Origin of the sequence: Helcobacillus massiliensis (genome assembly GCF_033106145.1) — a bacterium.
Taxonomy (GTDB): domain Bacteria; phylum Actinomycetota; class Actinomycetes; order Actinomycetales; family Dermabacteraceae; genus Helcobacillus; species Helcobacillus massiliensis.
This window is the reverse complement of sequence record NZ_CP136959.1, coordinates 2,201,408-2,223,882: the sequence shown is the minus strand read 5'-3', so window position 1 is coordinate 2,223,882 and position 22,475 is coordinate 2,201,408. Positions and strand designations below refer to the sequence as shown.

11 protein-coding genes and 1 pseudogene are annotated in these 22,475 nt (G+C 71.7%); 1 reads left to right on the top strand and 11 read right to left on the bottom strand.

Features of this window, described 5'->3' with window-relative positions; translation table 11 throughout:
* Window positions 1–34 precede the first annotated feature (34 nt).
* Window positions 35–151 (top strand): annotated as a pseudogene (locus R3I40_RS10130) (IS5/IS1182 family transposase); the annotation flags it as partial.
* A gap of 69 nt (window positions 152–220) precedes the next feature.
* Here R3I40_RS10130 and R3I40_RS10125 read toward each other — a convergent pair.
* The 11 genes from R3I40_RS10125 to R3I40_RS10075 are packed head-to-tail and all read right to left on the bottom strand — an operon-like array spanning window position 221 to window position 22,293.
* The gene (locus R3I40_RS10125; protein ID WP_183377180.1) at window positions 221–871 is read right to left on the bottom strand and encodes a 4'-phosphopantetheinyl transferase family protein; all 651 of its coding nucleotides are present in this window, start codon (window positions 869–871) and stop codon (window positions 221–223) included.
* Window positions 868–2,271, bottom strand: coding sequence for an ABC transporter ATP-binding protein (locus R3I40_RS10120; RefSeq protein ID WP_281368101.1), 1,404 nt, complete (start codon window positions 2,269–2,271; stop codon window positions 868–870). The genes R3I40_RS10125 and R3I40_RS10120 overlap by 4 nt, the downstream gene beginning before the upstream one ends.
* On the bottom strand, window positions 2,268–2,969 hold the full coding sequence (locus R3I40_RS10115) for an energy-coupling factor transporter transmembrane component T (RefSeq protein ID WP_158239525.1): 702 nt from the start codon (window positions 2,967–2,969) through the stop codon (window positions 2,268–2,270). The genes R3I40_RS10120 and R3I40_RS10115 overlap by 4 nt, the downstream gene beginning before the upstream one ends.
* Entirely contained in the window at window positions 2,953–3,531 is a 579-nt protein-coding gene (locus R3I40_RS10110) for an MptD family putative ECF transporter S component (protein ID WP_183377178.1), read from the bottom strand. The genes R3I40_RS10115 and R3I40_RS10110 overlap by 17 nt, the downstream gene beginning before the upstream one ends.
* Window positions 3,532–3,570: 39 nt before the next feature.
* Window positions 3,571–5,304: an ABC transporter ATP-binding protein gene (locus R3I40_RS10105; RefSeq protein WP_317699977.1), complete on the bottom strand. Its 1,734-nt coding sequence runs from the start codon at window positions 5,302–5,304 to the stop codon at window positions 3,571–3,573.
* Entirely contained in the window at window positions 5,301–7,040 is a 1,740-nt protein-coding gene (locus R3I40_RS10100; protein WP_183377176.1) for an ABC transporter ATP-binding protein, read from the bottom strand. Before R3I40_RS10100 ends, R3I40_RS10105 begins: the two co-directional genes overlap by 4 nt.
* Window positions 7,037–7,807, bottom strand: a complete 771-nt coding sequence (locus R3I40_RS10095; RefSeq protein WP_183377175.1) for a thioesterase II family protein — start codon at window positions 7,805–7,807, stop codon at window positions 7,037–7,039. The genes R3I40_RS10100 and R3I40_RS10095 overlap by 4 nt, the downstream gene beginning before the upstream one ends.
* Window positions 7,804–8,805, bottom strand: a complete 1,002-nt coding sequence (locus tag R3I40_RS10090; RefSeq protein ID WP_183377174.1) for a Gfo/Idh/MocA family oxidoreductase — start codon at window positions 8,803–8,805, stop codon at window positions 7,804–7,806. Before R3I40_RS10090 ends, R3I40_RS10095 begins: the two co-directional genes overlap by 4 nt.
* Window positions 8,802–9,872 (bottom strand): NAD(P)H-binding protein, encoded by a 1,071-nt coding sequence (locus R3I40_RS10085; protein WP_183377173.1) that lies wholly within the window; start codon window positions 9,870–9,872, stop codon window positions 8,802–8,804. Before R3I40_RS10085 ends, R3I40_RS10090 begins: the two co-directional genes overlap by 4 nt.
* On the bottom strand, window positions 9,869–15,370 hold the full coding sequence (locus R3I40_RS10080) for a non-ribosomal peptide synthetase (RefSeq protein ID WP_285261737.1): 5,502 nt from the start codon (window positions 15,368–15,370) through the stop codon (window positions 9,869–9,871). The genes R3I40_RS10085 and R3I40_RS10080 overlap by 4 nt, the downstream gene beginning before the upstream one ends.
* The gene (locus tag R3I40_RS10075) at window positions 15,367–22,293 is read right to left on the bottom strand and encodes a non-ribosomal peptide synthetase (RefSeq protein ID WP_285261738.1); all 6,927 of its coding nucleotides are present in this window, start codon (window positions 22,291–22,293) and stop codon (window positions 15,367–15,369) included. The genes R3I40_RS10080 and R3I40_RS10075 overlap by 4 nt, the downstream gene beginning before the upstream one ends.
* Between the last annotated feature and the right edge of the window lie 182 nt (window positions 22,294–22,475).

Sequence of the window (22,475 nt, the reverse complement as noted above, 5' to 3'; positions counted from 1 at the left end):
GGGGGCCAGGTCGAACTACAGGAAGTTCGGGGCCGAGCCTCCTGATCACGCGATCGGCCGTTTTCGCGGTGGGTTGACGACCAAGAATCACCTGGTCTGCGACGGGAAAGGCCGCGCGCTCGCGTTCGTGCTGACCCCCGGGCAGGCTGCACGAACGGGACATCGCCGCCACGATCCCGGAGCGGCGGTCGGGTGCCACGCAGAGCCGCCGAAAACGCGCCTACCTGCCTGCCGCCGGCGGGTCGGCCGCGAACACCCACTCCACGCCCCGACTTTCGCCCGCGACGGCCACCGCCGTGGGAACCGCCCCCGCCGCCAAGGACACCGTGAAGGGGAGCCGCCCTTCCTCATCGGACACCGTGATCGGCGCGCCGAGGCTGACCGTCACGCCCCTCAGCCACGCCCCGAGCCCCCGATCCGTGGCCTTGGCGAGTGCCTCCTTCACCGTCCACAAGTGGCGGAAGCCCGCGTCTCTGACCCCCGCCGGCAGGGAGGAAAGCCAGCGCCCCTCAGCCCCCGAGAGGACCTCGCGCCCCCATGCCTCCCAGCCGGAGACGTCACCGGCCTCGGTGTCGATGCCGCATGCCACTCCGGGCGAGATGACCACCGCCACCTGCCCGCGCGTGTGCGAAAGGCTCCACCGCCAGCGGTGCCCGGGTACGCGGCCGGGCCGGCGCGGGTCCAACTCCCACTGGGCCGGCTCGACCAGCGGATCCGCCCGGCTCAGCTCCGTGCGCAACAAGACATGCGCGCCGACGTACGCCGCGCGGTCCGCCTCGCGGCGGAACCCTGCCGCCCGCTCACGCTCCGCAGCCGACAAGATCCCCGCAGAGACGGACTGCACCGCACTCACGCGCACCCGGATTTTCACCGACCGACGCTCACCACCACATCGGCGCACTCCGCGGCGAGCTCCTGATCATGGGTGACGATCACGACCACCCGGCCGTCATCCGCCAGGCGCCGGGCGAGCTGTGCGATCGCGAGCATCCCGTCGTGGTCCAGCCCGGAGGTGGGTTCATCGAAGAACACCAGGTCGGCTTCTGCCGCCACCGCCGCCGCCACTGCCAGGCGCTGCCGCTGCCCACCGGAGAGCGACATGGGATGCCGCTCGCCCATGCCGTCGAGCCCGAGCCCCTCCAGCACCCCCTCGGTCTGCCGGCGCCCGGCACCGGTGACCAGCTCGCCCTCCACGGTGTCGGAGAACAGCTGCCGGTTCACGTCTTGCATGACCACGTGGCTGCAAGCCAGTAGCGCGCGCCGATCGAGCGGCTTGCCGTCCAGGCGAATGGTGCCGCGCTGCGGTTGGGCGAGCCCCGACAGCACCCGCACCATGGTGGACTTCCCCGCTCCATTGGGTCCGGTGACCACGGTGACGCGACCGCGGGGGACATGCAGGCGATCCAGCACGAGGGCAGGGGGAAGCCCGCGACGGTAGCGGTAGGACAGCCCCTCCACCTCGAGGCCGCCAGCGCCCTGTTCCGCGGTGCTCCGGGCGCCCGCCGGCGACGCTGATCCCGCCTCCTCCGACAGTCGGCGCAGGCCCAGCTCACGCCGCCGCTCATCGTCGAGCGCGAAGAACTCCGCGGCCGGCACGTCCATCGCGATCCGCCCGCGATCGAGCACCACCACCCGGTCCACCAGCCGGCGCAGGAACGCCAGCCGATGCTCGGTGATGAGCACGGTGGAGCCCGCCTCCCGCAGGTGCCCCAGCAGCCTCCGCACCGCCTCCACTCCGGAATCGTCGAGATTCGAGGTCGGCTCGTCCAGCACATACAGCTGCGGATCATTGACCGCCGCGGCGGCGATCGCCACCTGCTGCTTCTGGCCGCCCGAGAGCTGCGCGACCGGCCGTCCCAGCAGGCGGGTCATCGACAACCTTTCGGTGACAGCAGCGATCTGCCGGCGGATGAGATCCGGTTCCAGCCCGGCGTTCTCCCCGGCGAAGGCCATCTCCGCCGTCGAATCGGCGCAGAAGAACTGGGTCCTAGGGTTCTGGGAGACCGTTGATACCACGCGCCCCATCTGATGCAGTTCCTCATCGGCCGGGGTGAGGCCGTGCACCTCCACCTTGCCGCTGATCTCGGCCGTGTGCAGATGCGGCACCAGGCCGTTCACCAGGCCCATGAGGGTGGATTTCCCGCACCCACTGCGGCCGGTCACCAGCATCACCTCCCCGGCATGGAGGGTGAGGTCGATGTCGCGCAGTGCCTCATCCGTGCTGCCGGCGTAGCGCACCGTGACCCCGCTGAGCCGTACGGCTTCGCTCATCGCAGCCCCACCCCGAATCCGTAGGCGGCCACCGCCACCGTCACGAGCATCAGCGCCACATCGGCCACCCCGAAATGCAGCTGGACGATGGTGGTGCGCCGCCCCGGGGAGCCGAAACCGCGGCACAGCGCCGAGGCGGTCAGCTCGTCACCGGCCCGCACCGCCCCGGCCAGCATCGGAATGACCAGGTATTCCGCGGTGCGGATGGGGTGGCGCAGCACCGAGAGCGGACCGCCGAGCAGCCCGCGCATGCGCATGGCATCGATGATCGCCCGGCCCTCGGTCAGCACGGTGGGCACGAAGCGCAGCACCACCGCGATGGGCACCGCCAGGAACTGGGGGATGCGCATGCGGGTCATCGCCGCCATGAATTCGGTGGGCCTCACCCGGGTGATGAGGAACCAGCCGAATGCCCCGGCCAGGGAGTACCGCCACAGGTACAGCACGGCGATCCCCAGCGCCCCCACTACCGGACCGCTGCCCAACCTGAGCAGCCAGGCGGCGCCCAGCAACACCACTGCCAGAGCCACCAGTGCCAAGAGCTGACGCCACAGCCGGTAGGCGAGCAGCAGGAGCATCAGGACGGCGAGCGCCAGCAGGTCGATGCGGCGGGGGAGGGCGGCGAGGACGAGCGCGTCGAGGGTGACCACCGTGAAGACGAGGGACCGGACATCGAACACGTCAGGCCAGTCCGGCACGCTCGAAGTGCTTGGACAGCGCACGCCGACCGATCCACCCACCGATCATGCCCACCACCACGGTGCCGATGATCAGCACAATGATGACCGCAGGACTGAACAGTGCATTGAATGCATCGGCCCACTGATCCCCCATCTGCCGGCGGTATTCCGAGAGCACCGAATCGCGCATGAACAGCAGCGGCAGGTAACCGCCGGCCACCCACAGGTTGAACACGCCATAGGCCACCACGGTCGGGACCGTGGCGCGGTATCCGCCGCGAGAGGCGATGACGTCTGCGGCGATTCCCGCCACCAGGGCGGTGACGATGCTGATGGGGTGGTGGCCGGCGATCGTCACCAGGATGCCCAGCAGCAGCGCCATCAGGGTGATCAGTCCCGCGTGGCGCACGCGGGTGAGGAAGAGCATGAAGGTGATGCCGTTCAGCAGGGTAGCGAGCGTGGCGCCCACCAGCTGCAGGATCGGCGCGACCGCCCCGAGCATATTGAATGCCATGTAGATGACGGTGTAGACGGCGGTGAAAATACCCAGGGCAATGAGCTCTTTGGGAGTGAATTTCATGGTGTTTCCTTTGTGTGCAGGGGTGGGAATCGTCGGTCGTCAGGAATCGGCGGCGACGCGCCAGCCCTGGGCCCGTTCGCGTTGCCGCCAGAAATGGGTGTAGCGGCCGTCTCGTGCGAGCAGCTCGGCGTGGCTGCCCTGCTCGACGATGCGGCCGCCCTCGAGGAAGGCGATGGTGTCGGCGCGGGCGATGGTGTCCAGCTGATGGGCGATGACCAGCACGGCGGTCTGCTCCGGCAGGGCGTCGAGAGCGGTCTGCACGGCGCGGGCGGTGGTCGGGTCCAAGGCGGCGGTCGCCTCATCGAGCAGCAGCACGGGGGCCTGCTTCACCAGGGCGCGGGCGATGGAGACGCGCTGCCGCTCGCCGCCGGAGAGCAGCTTGCCGCCCTCGCCCACCCGGCTCTGCCAGCCCTCGGGGAGCCGCGCGGCGATCTCGTCGACCCGCGCGAGCTCGGCGGCCCGCCGGATCGCGGCGGTATCGGCGTCCGGGTTCCCCAGCGCGATATTCGCTTCCAAGGTGTCGTCGAAGAGGTAGACGTCCTGGAAGACGAGGGAGAGGTGCTGCATCCGATCGACCTCGGTGAGCTCGGGCAGGGGAATGCCGCCCATGCGGATCTGGCCGGCATCGACGTTGTGGAAACGCGCGACCAGGCGGGTGATGGTGGTCTTGCCCGATCCCGAGGCACCGACCAGGGCGGTCATCTCGCCGGGGCGGACGGTCAGGTCCAGGTCGTTCAGCAGCGGGCGCTCGCCGTAGCGGAAGTGGACACCGTCCAGCTCGATGGTGCCGTCGCGGGGCGTGCCCCGGGAGGTCTCCGGCTCCGGCAGCGTCGGCAGCGTCAGGATGTCGCGCACCTCCCCGACCTCGGTTCCCGCCCGGTGCAGGGCGGTGCCCAGATCGGCGAGGATCCGCAGCGGCCCGGTGAACTGGGCGATCAGCCCGATCATGGCGACCATCAGCACCGGGTCGGCGCTTCCCCCCAGCGCCCACAGCACGGCGAGGCCCACCAGGGCACCGAAGACGGCCTGCACCACGAATCCCTGCAGCACCTGGCCGAACACCTGGGACCACAGGGAGCGGCGGCCCGCCCGGCGCTGCGCCTCGATGGCCTCGGCCAAGGGGGTGTAGTCGGTGCCGCGCAGGCCACCGGCCCGCAGGGCCACCTGATTGCGGGCGAACTCGAGCAGCCGGTTATCGGTGTCGATCGCGATGTCGTGCAGGTGGTCCTCCGCGCGGGCGGTGGCGCGCCCCGCGAGCAGCGCCGCGAGATAGATGAGGGGAGCTGCCACGGTGAGCGCGACCCCTAGACGCCAGTCGAAGGCGTAGGCCACCACCGTGATGGTTGCCGGGGTGACGATGTTGACGACGAAGGGGATGAGGATGTCCATCGCCGTCTGGGCGACGAACATGGTGCCGCGCACCGCGATGTGCGAGATGCGGGCGGTCTGCCGCGGCTCGAACCAGCCCAGCGGGAGCCGGACCACGTGCCGGCCCAGCCGATCGTGCATGGTCTCGATGACCTTCATCGAGGTGGCGAAGCCGATCCGGGTGGAGGTCACCACCAGGAAGGCATGGATGGCCGCGGCGGCGGCCAGCACCAGCAACCAGATCCCGGCTGCGCGCATATCACCGTGGAACAGCGAGGCGAGCACGGGGACCATGGCGGCAAGCGCCACGCCCTGGCTGATGCCATTGGCGATGGCGAAGGCGAGGAAGCGCCGCATGTCGCGGCGGGCGGTCGGGCCGCCGATGTCGATGAGCGCGCGAATCATGCGGCCACCCCCTGGTAATCGGCCCACAGCGCGGCATAGGCCCCACCACGGGCAACGAGCTCGGCATGGGTGCCGTACTCGAGCACCCGCCCCTCCTCGAGGACGGCGATGGCGTCCAGGTCGACGATGGTGGACAGGCGGTGCGCCACCACCACCACGGTCCGGCCGCGGGTGAGCCGCGCCAGGGCCTGCTGGATCTCCACTTCCGATTCGGGGTCGGTGGCGGAGGTCGCCTCATCGAGCACCAGCACCGGGGTGTCCATCAGCAGGGTGCGGGCGATCGCCACGCGCTGCGCCTCCCCGCCGGAGAGGCGGACGTCCTCGCCCACGACCGAGTCGTAGCCGCGGGGCAACTGCATGATCCGCTCGTGGATCCGGGCGGCCGCGGCGGCCTCGTGCACCTGCTCGTCGGTGGCGGAGGGGCTGCCCAGGCGCAGGTTGTCGGCAATGCTGATCGCGGGCAGCTGCACGTCCTGCAGCACGATGCCGACGGTGCGGCGCAGGGTCTCCGGGCTCATCTCGCGCACGTCGATGCCGCCGATGCGAATCGCGCCGGCCTCGACGTCGCGGAAGCGGGCCAGCAGCGTGGCGAGCGTCGACTTGCCCGAGCCGGATCGTCCCACCAGGGCGAGGGTGCCGCCCTCGGGAACCGTCAGGGAGACGTCATCGACCGCCTTGCGGCCCGGCACATAGGAGAAGTCGGCGTGTTCGATCACCACGTCGTGGCCCCTCGGCGTGCCCGGCTCGGTGGGTTCGGAGAGCTGCGGCTCATCCAGCAGGGCGGTGATCCGGGCGGCGGCCTCGAGGGATTCCCCCCGCGCCTGGGTGGCGGCGGCGACGGTGTACAGGGTGCTGGGCAGCAGCAGGGCGACGATGGTGACCACCAGTACCTCGCCCGGGGCGGTCCATCCGGCGCCGGTGAACCAGGTGCCCAGGCCCAGGCAGATCAGCGCCACCGCCGGCCCGGCGAGGGCCAGCAGGGCGATCGACTGGATCTTCATCTGCGGGCCGACGAGGGCCGAGAACTCGGTGCGGAACTCGCGGGAGACGTGGGTGAAGCGGGCCGAGCCCTCCCCGCCGCGGCCGAACACCTTGAGCACCGCGACCCCGCCGACGTAATCGACGATGGCGGCGCTAACCTGCGAAAGGCCCGCGGCGATCCGCGCCATGATCTCTCGCATGTCCCCGCGAGCCAGCAGGGAGTAGATCGCGAAGTAGAGCACCATCGGCGCGAGGGCGGCGAGCCCCAGCCGCCAATCCACCCAGAAGCAGAACGCCACCCCGGCCAGCGGCGTGAACACCGCGGCGACGGCCTCCACCACACTGTGGGCGACTAGGTGGTGGAGGGAATCCACATCGTTCTGCACGCATTGCCGCACCCGCGCGGAGCCGGCGTCATCGAACCAGCCCAGCGGCACCCGGCCGAGGGTGTCGGTCAAGTCGCGGCGCAGCCGTGCCTGCAGCTCCACATCGGCGAAGTGCGTGAGCAGCAGCGCGAGGGAGCCCAGCAGGGTCTGCAAGCCGATGGCGCCGAGGAACCAGCCGACCTGCGCCCAGGCGGCCTGCGGATCAGGGGTTTGCGCCAGCAGCGCGCGGCTCAGCCGCAGGATCGCCAGGTAGGGGATGACCGAGACGACGGCGGCGCCGATCTGCAGCACGATGGCGATGATGACGGGGACGGCGACGGGCGCCAGCAACCGCAAGAGTGGCTGCGTGCCCGCACGGGGTTCATTCACGGTAGGTGCCTCCTGGGGGTGTGAACCGGGGTGGGAATGTCAGCGAGGTAGTCGGCGAGCGCGTGGCAGCACGCGCGGCGCGGGGCGGCGTGGTGGAAGTGGTCGCCGGCCACCAATCGCACGCCGTCGAAGCAGGTGGTGTGCTCGGCCCAGGCGGCAGCTCCCGCGGCGCTCACATCGGGGTCGTCATCGCCGTTGATCACCAGCACGCGTGGCAGGGGGTGGCGTGGGGCGGGCTGCCGGTAGGTCTCGACCATCCGATAGTCCTCGCGGATCGCCGGCAGGAACACCTCGGCCAGCTCGGGGATGGCGAAGACCTCGGCATTGCGCTTGTCCAGGCGCACCAGGTCTGCGACCAGATCGGTGTCCGGCCTGCGGTGCAGGGGATTGGGGCGGGGAGCATCGTGGCCGGGGGCGTTGTGGCCCGAGACGATGAGCGCCGGGCGGCGGCCGCGGGCATGCAGCCGATGGGCCACTTCATGGGCCACCAGCGCGCCCATGGAGTGGCCGAACAGTGCTGGTTCGGGATGGTCCTCCGCGGCGGTGATGGAGTCGGTGACCTCGTCCGCGAGGGCGCCCAGATCATCCGGGTGGGGCTCGTGGATGCGGTGGTCGCGGCCCGGATAGGTGACGCCGATCAGCCGCATGCCGGGGATCTGGCCACTCCAGTGGCGGAAGAACCGGGGGCTGCCGCCGGCGTGCGGGAACAGCACCAGGGGGCGGCCGTGCGCGGGATTGTCCGGCAGCGGTGCGAGAACGCGGCTCATCGGATGGCCGCCAGATCTGCGGTGCGGTCCACCGGGGCCAGGGCCCGGGCAGGGGCGGGGGCCGGCAGCTCGGCGGAGATCGACTCCCACAGCCGCAGCACGGCGAGGGTCCGCTGATCGGGGAGGGTCGGGGTGCCCAGCACGCGCTCCAGGGCGCGGGCAATGGCCTCGGGCCACAGCTCGGTGAGCGCCGCGCCGATGGTCGGCTCCTTCGTGGGCGGCAGCACCACCGACGAGGGGGCATCCGGATGCAGCGGCCACCCCTCGCACACGTGGGGGCGCGGGAGCCAGCGGCACGAGGCATGGGGGTGGTCCAGCTGCAGCTCCCCGTCCTCGGCGCTGACGGTGTAGGCCATGAGCGGCTGCGCCAGATTGTCCGGGTCATCGGGATCCAGGCGCGAGGCGATGAGCAGATCGACCTCGCTGCCCGCCCAGTCCATGCGCACCAGATGGCCCGTGCGGCCAGGGAACACCTCGGCCGATCGGGGCGGCGGGCCCTGCAGCGCTTGGGCCAGGACGAACAGGGTGGCGTGCAGGGTCTGGGTGCAGGTGCGGGCCAGCACCCGATGCACTGTGCTGTGCTGTTGCAGCGCGGCGGTCCGGGTGATGAAGGCGCGCACCGGTGCGAGGTGGGGGTAGAAGGGGTTCACCGCGAAGCCGACCCCGTGGCGGCGCGCTTCCCTCAGGGATTCGGCGACATCGCGGCTGTGGATCGGCAGCTCCTGCAGCACGGCGATGCCGCGGCCCAGCAGCTGCCGGGTGATCTCGTCCCCCGCGCCGCCGACCAGCGCGGACCGGACCGCCACCACGGCGGCATCGACCTCGCCGATCTCCTCGATGCTCCGCAGAGGCACGTCCATGTCCGCGGCCAGGGCGGCGGACCTGCGGCCTCCCGCCCCGACGATGCAGGCCAGCTCCGCGGGAGCGCTGGGGGTGCGCAGCGCCCGGGCGTAATGCGCCCCGAAGGTTGCGCCGATGACGGCCACGCGCGGGGTCACAGCTCTCCCTCCTCCACCGCGACGGTCGGGGCGAAATTCGGGCCGTTTCCGCTGCTCAGGCTGACCTCCGGGAGCAGTGCGCTGCGCAGGGCATCCCAGCGGTCGGTGGCCGAGAGCAGGCGGGCCCCGGGCGGGAGCTCAGCGAGCGCGCAGGCGGCCGCCACCGCGCCGGTAGCGGCGTAGGAGTCACGGCAGGAGACCCGAGCCCAGCCCCGGTCCTCGCCGGCGAGCGCCTCGATGAGGATGTGGAAGTAGGGCTCGCGCCCGAACAGGTCCGTCTCCGCGGCGGCGATGGCCTGGGCCGCGCTGGTCTCCCCGCTCAGGCAGCGCCGCAGTGCGGCCTCGGTGACCACACCTTCGGTGACATTCAGCCAGTGCACGTGGGCGGCGCCCGCGCGGGCCGCGAGGGCTTCGCACTCCGGGTCCAGGTGGGTGTGCGCGGTGGCCGAGGCAGGAAAGGGCGATGGCGGGGCAGGGGAGTGCTCGGGGCGCATCCGGGCCCGGCGGTGGTGCAGCAGCCGGATCCCCGCCCGATCCCCCCGGGTGGCGGCGTGCAGGTACTCATCGACCCCCGCGGTGGTGAGGGGCTGCAGCCCGCCGCACCAGCCGCGGATCTCCTCCGGGGTGCGGCCCAGTTCCGCTGCGGCGGTGGCGACGGCGAGGCCTGAGAGGCCCGGCTGCACCCCGGCCCCTAGCACCGCCCAGGTGCCGGCGGCGCGGGCCAGGGGATCGAGCTCATCGGATGCGTGCTCCCCGCCCGGATCGACCAGGGGCACGCCTGCGGCTAACACCCGGCGGGCCACCGCCGCGGAGTAGCGGTGCGAGGGTCCGGCGCAGCACACCACCACATCGGCCCCGGTCAGCAGCTCCCGGAGGGCAGCCTCGGGGAGGTCTCCTGCCACCAGTCGCTCCAGGTCGAGCCCGGGATGAATCGCCGCATCGGGGCAGGCTGCGGCGACCCGCTGCGGGTCCCGGCCGACCGCCCGCACCTCGGCGCCCTGGGCGTGAAGAGCGGCGACGCAGGCGCGGCCGACGGCGCCTGCGGCTCCCAGCACGACGGCCCTCATGCGCGCCCCCAGTCGCGGGCGAGCTCGGCGCACACCGCATCGGCCCTCTCCCCGCTCAGGCAGTCGAAATGAGTGCCATCCACGTCCTGGATCTCCAGATCACCCAGGCAGAAATCCGACCAGAAGGCGGTCATGTCCTCCCGCAGAGTGGGCAGGAAGTGCAGCTCGCCGCGCTGCCGCAGAAAACGGATGTCGCCGAGGTACGCCGGGGCGTCCCACGCGGCGACGGCCGCCATCGACTGCCGGAAGACCGCCTTCATCCCCGCCAGGGCCTCCGGGGTCCAGGCGCCCTGAGGATCGGATTCTGCGAGCAGACGCAGCCGCTCGGCCGAATCGCGAGGCGCACGGTCCCAAGCCGCTGCAAGTTCCGGCTCGGCGACATCCCGGATGGACCCTGCCGCGATCAGGGACGGACTGGTTCGGCGCACCTCGGTGAGTGCGCGGCCGAGTGCGTGCTCATCCACCCCGATACCAGCATCGGCGGGATCGCGGTGCAGGAGCTTCGCCAGGGAGTGGTCCAGCAGCAGCTCGTCCTCCACCGCGAAGGGGATCCGGTACGAGCTGGCGACAGTGCAGGCGGCGACGTCGATCTGGGTCTCCGCCAGCCGGGTGGCGAGCCCGGCGGCGATCAGCCCGCCCATGCAGTAGCCGAACAGCCGCACCCGGCGGGCCCCCAGTGCGGTGATCGCATCGGCGTACCGATCGCCCAGATGGTCCAGGAGCTCCTCCGGCGGGGTCTTCAGGTAGCCATCGCCCGGGGTGCGCCGCAGCCCCACCACGCGGGGGCGCGGGCTGATGCGACCCAGCGCGGCGATCAGGTCGCGGTAGGGATCGAGCCCGCCCGACCCGTCGTGCACCAGGACAAGGAGCTCGTCCTCGATGCCATCGGCGGGCAGCAGCGGCACGAGCGGATCCCCGCTCGGCTGCGCGCCGCTCCCAGCGCTGGTGTCGGTGCCCACGAGGGCGCGGGTGCAGCCGGCGATGCTGGGATCGGCGACGATCTGCCGCAGGGCATCGTCCCAGGTCACCGCCTCGGCACCGGGGATCCCGCGGCGCAGGCGGCCGATGCAGCGGGCTAGCAGCAGCGAGTCACCACCGAGGTCGAAGAAGTCCGAGGTGGGGGCCAGCTGCTGCCCCTCGAGCCCCAGGATCTCCTGCCAGATCGCCGCCACCTGCTGCTGCTGCGGGCTGAGGGCCTGAGCGGCGGTCTCGTCTGCGGCAGTGTGCTGCACCTGGTGCATCGAACGGGTGACGCGGGCCCGATCGACCTTCCCATTGCTGGTCAGCGGGAGATGGTCGAGGACGGCGATGGCCTGGGGAACCATGTAGCGCGGCAGCGTCTCGGCGAGGTGGTCGCGCAGCTGCTCCGGGTCCAGGTCGGCCCGCTGGTTCCCGGTGGTCGCCCAGAACACGTGCTGATGGCCGATGCGCATCGGGTGTCCCTCGGCCTCGGGGAAGCAGCCCGCCAGCTCGAAGGGGGAGTTCTCCAGTACCCGCAGCCAGTTGGCGAGGTCCAGGAACGGCCGCCCGGTCCGGGTACGCAGATCGGTGAAGTGGTCGAGCCCCTCCTTGAACTCCATCGAGGCCATGAGGGCGGCATTCACCGCGGTGGAATCGATCATCGCGAGCGCTCCACCGGGGCTGAGCAGGCTGGACAGCCACTCCAGGGTGGCGGGGATGTCCCGGGCGTTGTGCAGGACATTGGCCGAGAGCACCACGTCCACCGATCCGGGCAGGATGCCGGCGGTATCCGAGTCATTGATGTCCAGCAGGGCGGTGCGCAGGCGGGGGTAGCGCTCCCGCAGCTCCTCGAAGAAGAAAGGGGAGACGTCCGTGAACAGGTACTCCAGACCGTTCAGTTCCGGCCCCAGCACATTGGCCAGCGCCGCCAGCACGGGGGCGGTGGTGCCGCCGACGCCACCGCCAATCTCCAGCACCCGCAGGGTGCGGCCGGAATCGCGTGCCTGCCGGGCTCGTTCGGCGATGCCGGCGGCGAGCACCCCGTTGATCCAGCGGCCGAAGAGGTTCTCGCCATAGGCGGCGACCGCCACCTCGGTGCGGCCCTCGGGGAACAGCAGCGCGAGCGGGTCGACCTCTCCGGATAGCAGGCCGGGCAGTTGCGTGAGGGAGCTGACCAGGTAATCCAATTGCTGCGTGCCGTAGCCGATCTGCTGATCAAGCTCCCGGATGCGCTGCCATCGGGCCGCATCGGCCTGCGGGTCCACCGCAGAGCGCATCCGGATGCGCTGATCGGTCACGGTCAGCCAGCCCCGTTCGGCCAGCAGCGTCAGCCAGCGTCCCACCAACTCGCTGTGCTGCTCGGCGTGGAGGGTATTGATGAGTTCCGGCACGGTGCCGCCATCGCCGCGGGCGATCTGGGCGGCCATCCGATCGGTGGCGGATTCCTCGATCAGGGCGGCCAGTTCGCGGAGGGCGGCGGTGTCGACCTGCGCGGTGAACTCCTGGTCAGCGGCGTGCATGGCGTCGGTGACCTGGCACGTGCGGAGGGCGCGCTGCCGGGCGTGTTCGGCGGAGGTCTCGGGGACGACGGCGGCCAGCAGGGTGCCCGATCCGGGGCGGCCCATCTCGCTGCGGTCGACCGCCGCGACCGCATGCGCGACGCCGGGGCCGGCCGCGAGCACCGATTCGATCTCGCCGAGTTCGATCCGGTGGCCGTTGATCTTCACCTGGCCATCGAGGCGACCGAGGAACTCGATCCGCCCATCTGCCAACAGCCGGCCGCGGTCGCCGGTGCGGTAGCAGCGCTCCCCGCTGCCGGGGTGGGTGAAGAACACCTCGGCGGTGCGCTCCGGATCGCCGAGGTAGCCGGTGGCGACACCGTCCCCGCCGATCACCAGGTCACCGACCTGGCCGGGGCACGCGGGTTCATCGGCCTCGTTCAGCACCCAGATGGCCTGGTCGTCCATCGCCATGCCGTAGGGCACCGAGCGGGCGGTGCTGGGCAAGGGCTCGCGGATCTCATGGAGGACGGACCAGATGGCCGCCTCGGTGGCCCCGCCGAGCGACCAGAAGCAGCAGCCGGGGGCGTGCCGCCACAGCTCGGCGGGCTGGTCGACGGGCACCCAGTCACCCGAGACCAGCGTATGGCGCAGCGGCAGCGGGGACGTGGTGGAATCGGCCTGGAGGTGGTCGAGCAGCAGCGTGAGCTGCGCCGGGACGGAGTTCCACACGCTCACCTGGTGGCGCTCGAGAGCAGCCGCCCAGCTCTGCGGGTCCGCGGTGGTGCCGCTGCTGGGAATGACGAGTCGGCCGCCTGCCCCGAGGATGCCGAAGGTATTGAACACCGACAGGTCGAAGCTGTGCCGGGAGACCGCCAGCACGGCGTCCTCGGCGCCGAGACCGAGGCGGTTCTCCAGGTCAGCGAGGGTGGTGCGGGCCTGCCGATGGGTGACCATCACGCCCTTGGGCCGGCCGGTGGAGCCCGAGGTGAAGATGACGTACGCCTCGGCGTCGCCGGAGACCGGCGCGGTCGGCTGGATCGCGTGATCGGCGGGGGCGGCGAGGGCCTGCGTGACGGCGCGGGTGACGTCCGTGTCGGCTTCCACCAGCACGGCCGGCCCCTCCCCACGCACCGCCGCGAGCACGGCCGCGCGGCGGGCCTCGGGCCAGTCGGGCTCGACCGGGACATACGAGGCGCCGGCAATCAGGGTGCCGAGCTCCACCGCGACCTGCGCGATCCCCGGTGGGAGGTTCACCACCACCCGATGACCAGGCGCGATGCCCGCCGCGCGCAGTCGCTCGGCGGCAGCCGCCGCGGCGGCGGCCAGGTGCCCGCGGCTGTACACCTCGTCCCCGTCGATCACCGCCGGGGCGTGCGGGTCCTCGCGGCAGCGGTCAAGGATCGGATCGTGCAGGGTGGTGCGCGCGCCCGGGGCATCCAGCCGCCCGGTGCGCGCGATGGGCGCGGGCGAGCGGCGCGCTAGGGGATCGCCCGCAGGAATCCCGGTGGCGACGATGGTGTCGAGCACTGTGGTGAAGTCCGCGAAGGCGGCGGTGAGCACGGAGGAAGAGAAGCCTCCATCGCGGCTGTCCCAGTCGATGGTCATGCCACCGCTTGCCGGCTCGGCCGAGAGCTGCACATCCAGCAGCACCTGCGGGGTCTGGCTGAGTCCCTCGCCGGGCCGGGGTCGCAGCACCGCGTCCGTGCGGCTGAGGTCCGCGGATGCCGTGCCGATCGTCGAGGTCACCACCACCGGCGCGTTCAACCGCTCGATGCCGCGGGCCTTCGCGATCATCCGCGCGATCTCCACCCCGGAGAGGGCGCGGTGATCCAGTGCCTCGAAGCTGGCGCGCTGGGTGGCGGCGGCGAGCTCCGCGAGCCCCATGTCGAGGCGGGCATCCACCTCGACCAGCACGGTGCTGGTAGCATCCCCGACGATCCGGTCCACGTCATCCGCAACGGGCAGGCGATCCAGCAGCGTCATCGCCACCAGGCCCTTCTCGGGCCCGCCATGGCGGTGCAGCACCCGGCCCAGCACGGCCATCAGCAGGGAGGTGGTGGTGACGCCCGCGCCGCGGGCGGCCTCTTCGAGCCGGCGCCGCGCGGGGGCATCCAGATGATGGCTGCGGCGGGTGAACCGCACCGGCTCGGTGGTGGTGGGCGCGGCCGCGGTCGGGTGCGTGACCTCGGACGACAGGGTGATCGGGTCGGGCATTCGCGCCGCCCGTTCGGACCAGAACCGCTCGGCGCGCTCCCGCTCGGCACGTCCTGCGGGCGTGCCGGCATATGCGGTCACCGAGGCGAGGTAGTCGCGGTAGGTCAGGGAGGGCGGGGCGATCGGGTCGCCGCGCATCGCCGCGCCCAGGTCCGTCAGGAGCACGTTCAGGCCCAGGAAGTCCGTCAGAAGCAGATCGACCGACAGGTGCAGCACCACATCCTCGGGGCCATCCCCGATCGTGGCGATGACTTCGATCAGCGGCTCGAGCGCGGTGGCATCGGTGACCGCCCCGGTGGTGACCGGGTGGATGCGGTTGCGCAGCCGCTCCCGCACCGCCGACCGCTGCGTCGCTGGCTGCACCTGGAGGGGCACCTCCAGCTCGGGGACCACCTGCTGCCATCCTTCGGCGTGCACGATCGCCCGCAGCATGGGATGGCAGTCCACCACTCGCGCCCACGCCGAGCGCAGGGCGCTCGCCGGGTCCTGCCCCAGCACCCGTGGGTCCACATCGAATTCCGCGTAGCCGTGGCATCCGATGCCGCCGTCGCTGAACGCACCGGTACGCCCCACCAGGTAGGAGCCCTGCACATCGGTCAGCGGGAAGGGGGCATAGGCGCCCTCGGGGTCCCGGACGGCGCGGGCGCCTGCGGAGCTGCGGTCGTGCAGCAGGCGCATGATCTCCGAGCGCGACTGCTTGATCTGGACCTTCAGGTCGTCGGTGAGGGCGCCCTCGGGGGCGCGGAAGCGTAGGGTTTCCTTCTCGAGCCACAGTTCGATGCCGAGGGAATCGAGGTGCTCGAGCAGCGCGGTCGGGGTCACAGGGTTCCTTCCTCGAAGGTGCCGGTGGATACCTCGGGCAGCAGCGCTACCGCAGCAACGAAGTGGTCCAGATCGGGGTTGATGAGCAGGGTCCGCAGATCGATATCGGGGTGCACCCGCTCGCGCAGCAGGCGCACACACCGGGTGGCCCGCAGGGAATCTCCGCCGGCGGTAAAGAAGTTCACGGCGGTGGTGTTCTCCGGGAGGTCCAGCATCTCGCTCCAGGCCTGGCGCACCTGCCGGTACAGCTCCGGGTGGGCAGATGGCTCCTCCACCGCCGGGACGAGGCCGCTCAGCCGGGCGGCGATCCGCTGCAGTCGCTCTGCTACCTCGGAGGAATCCAGTAGCTGCACCACATGGTCGGCGCTCAGCCGAAGCCCGCTGGGATCAGCGGATACCTGCAGGTCAAGCACGGTCTGCGGGGCCTGGGAGGCGGCGTGGACCAGCGGGCCGAAACCGAAATCGTCCAGCCGCATATCCTCCGCGGCGAGGCCCAGCCCGCAGGTGAAGACCACCGGGAACATGGAGGCGACCGGGTCGCCGCTGCGCTGCAGCAGGCGGCGCTGCACCCACAGCGTGCCGGCCGTGCCGTGGTCCGTGGCCTCGGCCAGATCCGCCTGGACCCGGGCCGCGAGCGCCCACAGGTCCTCGGACCCCTCGATGCGGCAGCCGATGGGGGTAAGCGAGGTGAAATCGCCGACGACCTGCTCGATGCCCGGCACCGCCAGATCCCGATCGAATCGGGTGACGTTCACGGTCAGGTCGCTGCGGCCCGACCAGTCCGCCAGCTCCAGGGCATAGGCCGCGAGCACCACGGCCGCGCGGGTGAGGCCACGATCCGCGGTGGCGGCGCCGATCCGCTCCCAGATGGCGGCCTCCACCTGGGCGGTCGCCCGGGCGAAGGTGGGGGTCTCCACCGCGGCGAGTGCCGCCCGGTCCGTCAGCGGGGGCGCGGGCGGGAGGCGATCGGCCACGGCATCGACGTAGGCCCGATCGGCCAGCACCCGCTCCCGCTCGGGGCCGGCGGCAGGCAGCTCGCCGGTGACCCAGGGGTGGGTGGCGACGTGATCGGCGAAGGTGACCGTGGGGGAGAGGCCGAGCGTCTCGCCGGCGTAGGCCCGGCCGATCTCGCTGAGCACTAGCAGCATCGAGGTGCCATCCAGCACGGCGTTGTCCATGCCGATGCCGATGGTCGCGGCGCCCTCGGCCTCCCACCGCCACCGCACCACCAGAGCGGAATGTGCGGCGAGGTCGACCATCTCGGCTTCGGTGGCGGTTCGGGGATCCGGGTGTTCCGTCACAACGGGCGGGACGGGGCCGATGGCGCCGATCCCGTCCGTGAGCAGGGTCCGCAATCCCGGGTGGCGGTGGACCACCGTCTCGACGGCACCGCGGAAACGCGCGGGATCGAAGGCAGAGGCGTGGAACTCGAAGTAGCAGTGCGCGGAGACCCCGCCGAGCAGCTGATCGTGCGCCCGGCCGGAGAGATACGCCTGCTGCACCTCCGTGAGCGGATGCCGGTCGGAACCCTCCTCCCGCGCGGTCGCGGGCGCCGCGATCGCCGGATCGCCAGCGGACTTTCCGCCTGCGAGCAGCGCCGCCAGGTCACCCAGGCGCGGGTGGTTGAACAGCTCCACCAGTCGCAGGGGGTAACCCGACTGGCGCACCTCGGCCAGCACGCGGGTGGCCACGAGGGAATCCCCGCCCAGGGCGAAGAAGTCAGCATCGTCATCCAGCGGCCCGGCATCCGCCAGGTGCCGGGACCAGGCACGCATCAGCAGCTCCCGGGCATCCTCCGTCGCGGCCGGGGCGGGTTCCGCCGGCGCGGGACGCTTCGGTGCGCTCGGCGCCGGGGAATCGGCCCGGGGCACGGGCGCGGCAGCGCGGCGGGCCTGCAGGATTACCGCATCGGGATGCGAGGCATCGGCGATCAAGGGGCTCCAGCCCGCCTGCTCCAGCAGCTCCCACCAGCGTGGGACCGGGCGCAAGGGCCCCTCGGCCGAGAGCACGCTCGGGTCGAGGGGCGCGGCCGAGAGGAGTGCGGTGACGGTGGGTCGCGGCACTTCCACGATCCAGCAGCGCTGCGCGGTCACCCGCTCCAGCTCGGCGACCAGGCGGGGATCGCGGTGCAGGCTCGCCGCGGCCACCACCAGGTCAGCGGGCTGATCGGCGCTCGCCGAGACCGCGACGCCACGGTCGATCGCCAGGTCACGCAGCAGCGCATCGGTCTCTACGCACTGCCAGGTCAGGCGGTCAGCCTGGTGTGGGTCCACCGCCCGGAGGGCGCTGAGCGCCGCGTCCCGGAACAGTCCCGCCCCGGCGCCGATCTCCAGCACCACGGCGTCATCGGGCAGGTCCCGCAGCACCTCGACCAGGCCCGCCAGGATCGGGGCGAACTCCGGCGCCGAGACCAGCAAGGCCTGTGGGGAGAGGTCGGGGTGTTCCAGCAGGGTGGTCACCCGGGCCCGCCCGGTCAGGCAATCGGCGAGCACCTGGGCGTGCTCTTCGGGAACCGGGACCGGCGCATGGAGGGGGGTGTGCGCGCGCCAGGCCTCCGCGACCGCCTCCAATCCGGGCCGTACCTCCCGGCCTTCGGTCAGCTGCCGGGCCCGCAGGAGCAGGGACTCCCGCCACGGGGCCGAATGCTCGGGTGCGGTGGCCCGGCGAGCCTGCGAATGCTCTGCCGCGATATCGGTCTGCGGAGCGAGTTCTGCGGCCAGTCCCGCGAGAATCCGGTCGATGACCTCGGCCTCCAGCACCCCCTCGGGGTGGTCCAGCCGGATCTCGATCCCTGCATCGCGGGTGGAGACCTGGCAGTCGATGAGCACCCCCGGCGTGCCGGTGATCGACCACGTCGGACGCAGGGTGCCTGTGGTGAGGGCGGTGGCGGCGGCCAGGCCGATGGTGCTGGTGAACACCACCGGGTAGGCGGCCCGACCCGCCTGCACGATGTCGCGGCCGCCCGGCCCCTGACCGGCGGCGGCCCGGCCGATGGAGGCGTGCACCTCGGCGAGGTCCACGTCAGAGCCCGCAGGACACAGGGCGAGCTGGGTGAAGTTGCCCAGCAGCTCTCCCTCCGCGCCCTCGGGCCGGTAGGAGACGGGCACGGTGATCCCCATCCGCGGCTGGCCGGTGATCCGGCCGAGGACCTGCCCGAAGGTGTGCAGCAGCACTGCCGATGCGGTCGCACCCTGCTCGTGCGCGCGGGCATGGAGAGCTTCGGTCTGCTCGGCGGTGAGGAGGAGAGAGCGGCCGCGGGGCCGCACGGGCTCGGTGGAGCTCAGGGCGTGGGGGAGTACCGGGGCGGGCAGCTCCGTCGCCTGGTCGTCGGCCGATGCCGCGCCGTTCCCCTCGGCGGCATCGCGGCGTGCGTAGGCGCGGAAGGCCGCCAGATCGCCGCGCACCTCCAGGCGCCGGGGGCGTCCGGCCAGGTCATCGAGCAGACAGGTGAGAACGGTGGCGAGCGCCCGAGCATCCAGCGGCAGGTAGTTCAGCCGCACCCCCACCCGATCGGCCCGATCATCGGCGAGCAGCTGGAGGACGGGTGCGGCCTCCAGATCCAGCTGTGGGTCGAGCAGCGCCACCTCCAGGTCCGTCTCGACGCGCCGCACCGGAATGGGGCGCGGCTCGGCGATGGTCTGCTGAATGTCTTCCAGCCGATGGCAGCGCAGCACCTCCAGCTCCGCGGCGAGGGCCGTGGCGACCGCACCGAGGCGCTCCCGGTCGATCGGGGATCCGTCCACAGTGGCGAGCACCGTGGCGAACAGCGGTGGGGTGCGGACCACCCCGGTCAACCCGTCGACCCCCAGGGCATAAGCCTGCTGCAGCCGGGTCAGCGGGAAGGCTCCCGTCTCGGCCGCGTCTGCCGCAGGGAGCGATGATTCCGCTGGCTGCGCGGTCTGCAGGGCGCGGCAGCGCTGTGCGAAATCGTCGAAACGCGGCTCGGCGAACAGGTCGGCGACGGAGACGGTGTACCCGTGCGCACGCAGCCGCGAGCACAGCTCGGTCGCCTTCAGCGAATCGCCGCCGACGGAGAAGAAGTTCGCATCGGCCTCGGCCGTGCCCTCACCCAGCACCGCGAGCCACTCGGTGGAGATGGGGCCGTCGGTGGCGTGCCCGGGAGTAGAGGGCTCGTTCTCGAGCAGGGTGGCGGCCCAGCGCCGGTCGACCTTGCCATTGGTGGTCAGGCGCAGACGGTCGGTGCGGGCGATGGCGCTCGGCACCATGTACCCGGGCAGACGTTCGCGCAGGTCATCGGTGATGTGGTCGGTGTCTGCGCTCTCGCCGATGACGACGGCGCCCAGGGCCGAGCGGTTCCGGATCGGGATCACCACGGCATCGCTGACGCCGGGGGTCTGCCGCAGAGCGTGCTCCACCTCGCCGCATTCCACCCGGTGTCCGCGCACCTTGACCTGGGTGTCGCGCCGGCCGAGGAACACCAGCAGAGGACCGGGGATCCACATGCCCAGATCCCCCGTGCGGTACCAGCGCTCGCCGTCGACCTCGACGAATCGCTCGGCCGTCAGCTCCGGGGCGCCGTGATACCCGGCCGCCACACCCACGCCGCCGATCCACAGCTCGCCGGCGACGTGGTCGGGGCAGTCCCGCCCCTCGGCATCGGCCACGCGATACCGCTGACCGGACAGCGGCCTGCCGTAGGGGATCGAGGACCAGGAGGGGTCAAGGTCAGCGGGGCTTTCCACCACGAATTCGTTGGACCAGATCGACGCCTCGGTCGCCCCGCCCATCGCCACCAGCACGGCGCCAGGGGCGGTCTCCGCGAGGCGTCCCGGCAGGCCCAGATCGATCCAGTCCCCCGAGCACAGCACCCGGCGCAGGCCCAGCGGTCGCTCGGCGGCCACGCACAGCATCTCGGCGAGGCTGGGCACGGAGTTCCAGATCGTGACCTGGTGGCGTTCGATCAGATCGGCCCAGCTGAAGGCGTCGCGGCGGGATTCCTCGCCGATCAGCACCACCGCGCCACCCACCGAGAGCGGCCCGAAGATGTCGTAGACGCTGAGGTCGAAGTCGAGGGCGGAGACCGCGAGCGTCCGATCCTTAGGGCCGATGCTGTGGCGGGCGTTGACGTCGGCGATGGTGTTGGCCGCGCTGTGATGGGCGATCGCCACGCCCTTCGGTGCGCCCGTCGAGCCCGAGGTGTAGATGATGTACGCGAGCTCGTGTGGGTCCACCGCCACCGGGTCATGCATGGCGCGCGCGGGGCTGTCGGCGGCGAGGAAACCGGCATCGACCAGCAGCGTCATACCCGATGCTTGCTGGATGGCGCTGACCCGGTTCTCGGGCAGATCGACGCCGAGCGGCAGGTAGCAGCAGCCGGCGTGCAGGACAGCGAGGACGGCGAGAACCTGATCGGGCCCCTTGGGCAGGCGCACGCCGATCACCGATCCGGGGGCGGCGTGCGCCGCGATCCGCCCGGCCAGTTCCCGCACCTCCGCGAGCAGCTCCCGGTAGGTCAGTGTGCCGCTCGGTCGCCCCGGATGGGCCGCCGGGTCCCACAGCAGCGCGGGGGCCGTCGGGGTGCGCTCGGCGGTGCGGAGGAACGGGGCGTGCAGGAGGCCATCGGCGACGGCGGGGCTCGCGTTCACCGCGGCGCGCGCTGCTTGCGTTTCCGGGGGGATGGCGGCGATCGCGGAGAGGGGAAGGTCCTCACTCTCGGCGGCGGCGAGGGTTTCCAGGGAGTGGATGAAGCTGTCGAACAGCTGCTGTGCCACGGTCTGCTCGAGCGCGCCCCGGCGCACGTCGAAGGAGACCGTCACCTCCGCCTCGGTGAAGCGGATGATCTGGCAGTCCAGGATCACCTGAGGGGTGGAGGAGCGGGCGGTGCGGAACTCCCCGAGCACATCGGTGACCTCCGCGGGGAACAGCGGGATCCGCGGCGCATAGGTGAACACGTAGGGGGACATGCCGGAGTGGGTCCCCGCAGACAGGCCCTCGCGCAGCTCCTCGGTGGCCTCGATGCCGCGCAGCAGACGATGCCGCAGTTCGCGGCTCGCCTCGGCGGCCACGGTGCGCAGATCGGGTGCCGGCAGGGAGCGGTGGGCGAAGGTCAGGGTGCGGTCGGCGACGTGGTCCTCCGTGCCGCGGGTATCGACGCCGGTCACGGTGACGATGAACTCCGATGAGGACGACCAGCGACGCAGGCACTCCTCAAAGACGCCCAGGACCAGGGCTGTGGTGGGAGTGGACAAGCGCCGGGCGGCGGTGCCGAGCCGCTCCCATTCCTCCACCGAGATCGATCGCTGCCAACGGTCGGTGATCGCAGGGGCGGTGGCAGGGCTGCCGGGCAGCTCGGGGGCGGCCAGCAGCGGCTCGCGACGCGGATCGGGGGCGGTCAGCTCCGGGCGGAGCCGAGGTGAGCGGAGGCTCGAGCGCAGGTCATCGAAGGTGTAGCGGGGGAGCGGCGCATCGGGCTCGGCGATGGTGCGGGCGAGGTCGGTGGCCATACGGCCGATGCCGGCGAGGTCGGTGACGATGAGGGAGACCACCAGGTGCACCGTGGTGGTGCCATCGGGCAGCAGGGAGGCTTCGAGGGCCCAGGTGTGCCCCCTCGCCCGATCGACCGGGAAGCAGGCGAGCCGCTGGCGGATCTGCTCCAGCTGCGCCTCGGGGTCGGGGGCGGTGCGCAGATCGTTGACCACGAGCGAGGGGGGCTCGGTCTTGTGGTCGATCAGATGCTCGGGGGTTGGCATGACGGCCCGCAAGGAAGGGTGCCGGTGCAGGTGCGGGACGGCGGCCTCGAGCACAGCCGGGTCCAGCCGCTTACCGCCGAACTCCACGTAGCCCAGGCAGTGCTGGCCTCCCAGGGGCTGATCGGGATCAGCGCCGATGGCATACGCGGATTGGATCGGGGTGGCGGTGAAGGTGCTGCTGGGCGGGGTGGCGGAGGACGGAGTTCTGGGCACAGCGGTGGTGGAGGGCAACGCGGTATCTTTCTAGTTAGGTAAGGCAAGCCTAACATGGACTGCTCGCCGCAGGCTATAGAGGCTAGTGAGAATCATACTCATATCGGGATGTGGGGCACAGGGGCGCGCCCGGGTGCGCGCAGCAGAGAGGTGCCGGGGTGTGGGGCCTCGGGGAGTGCGGA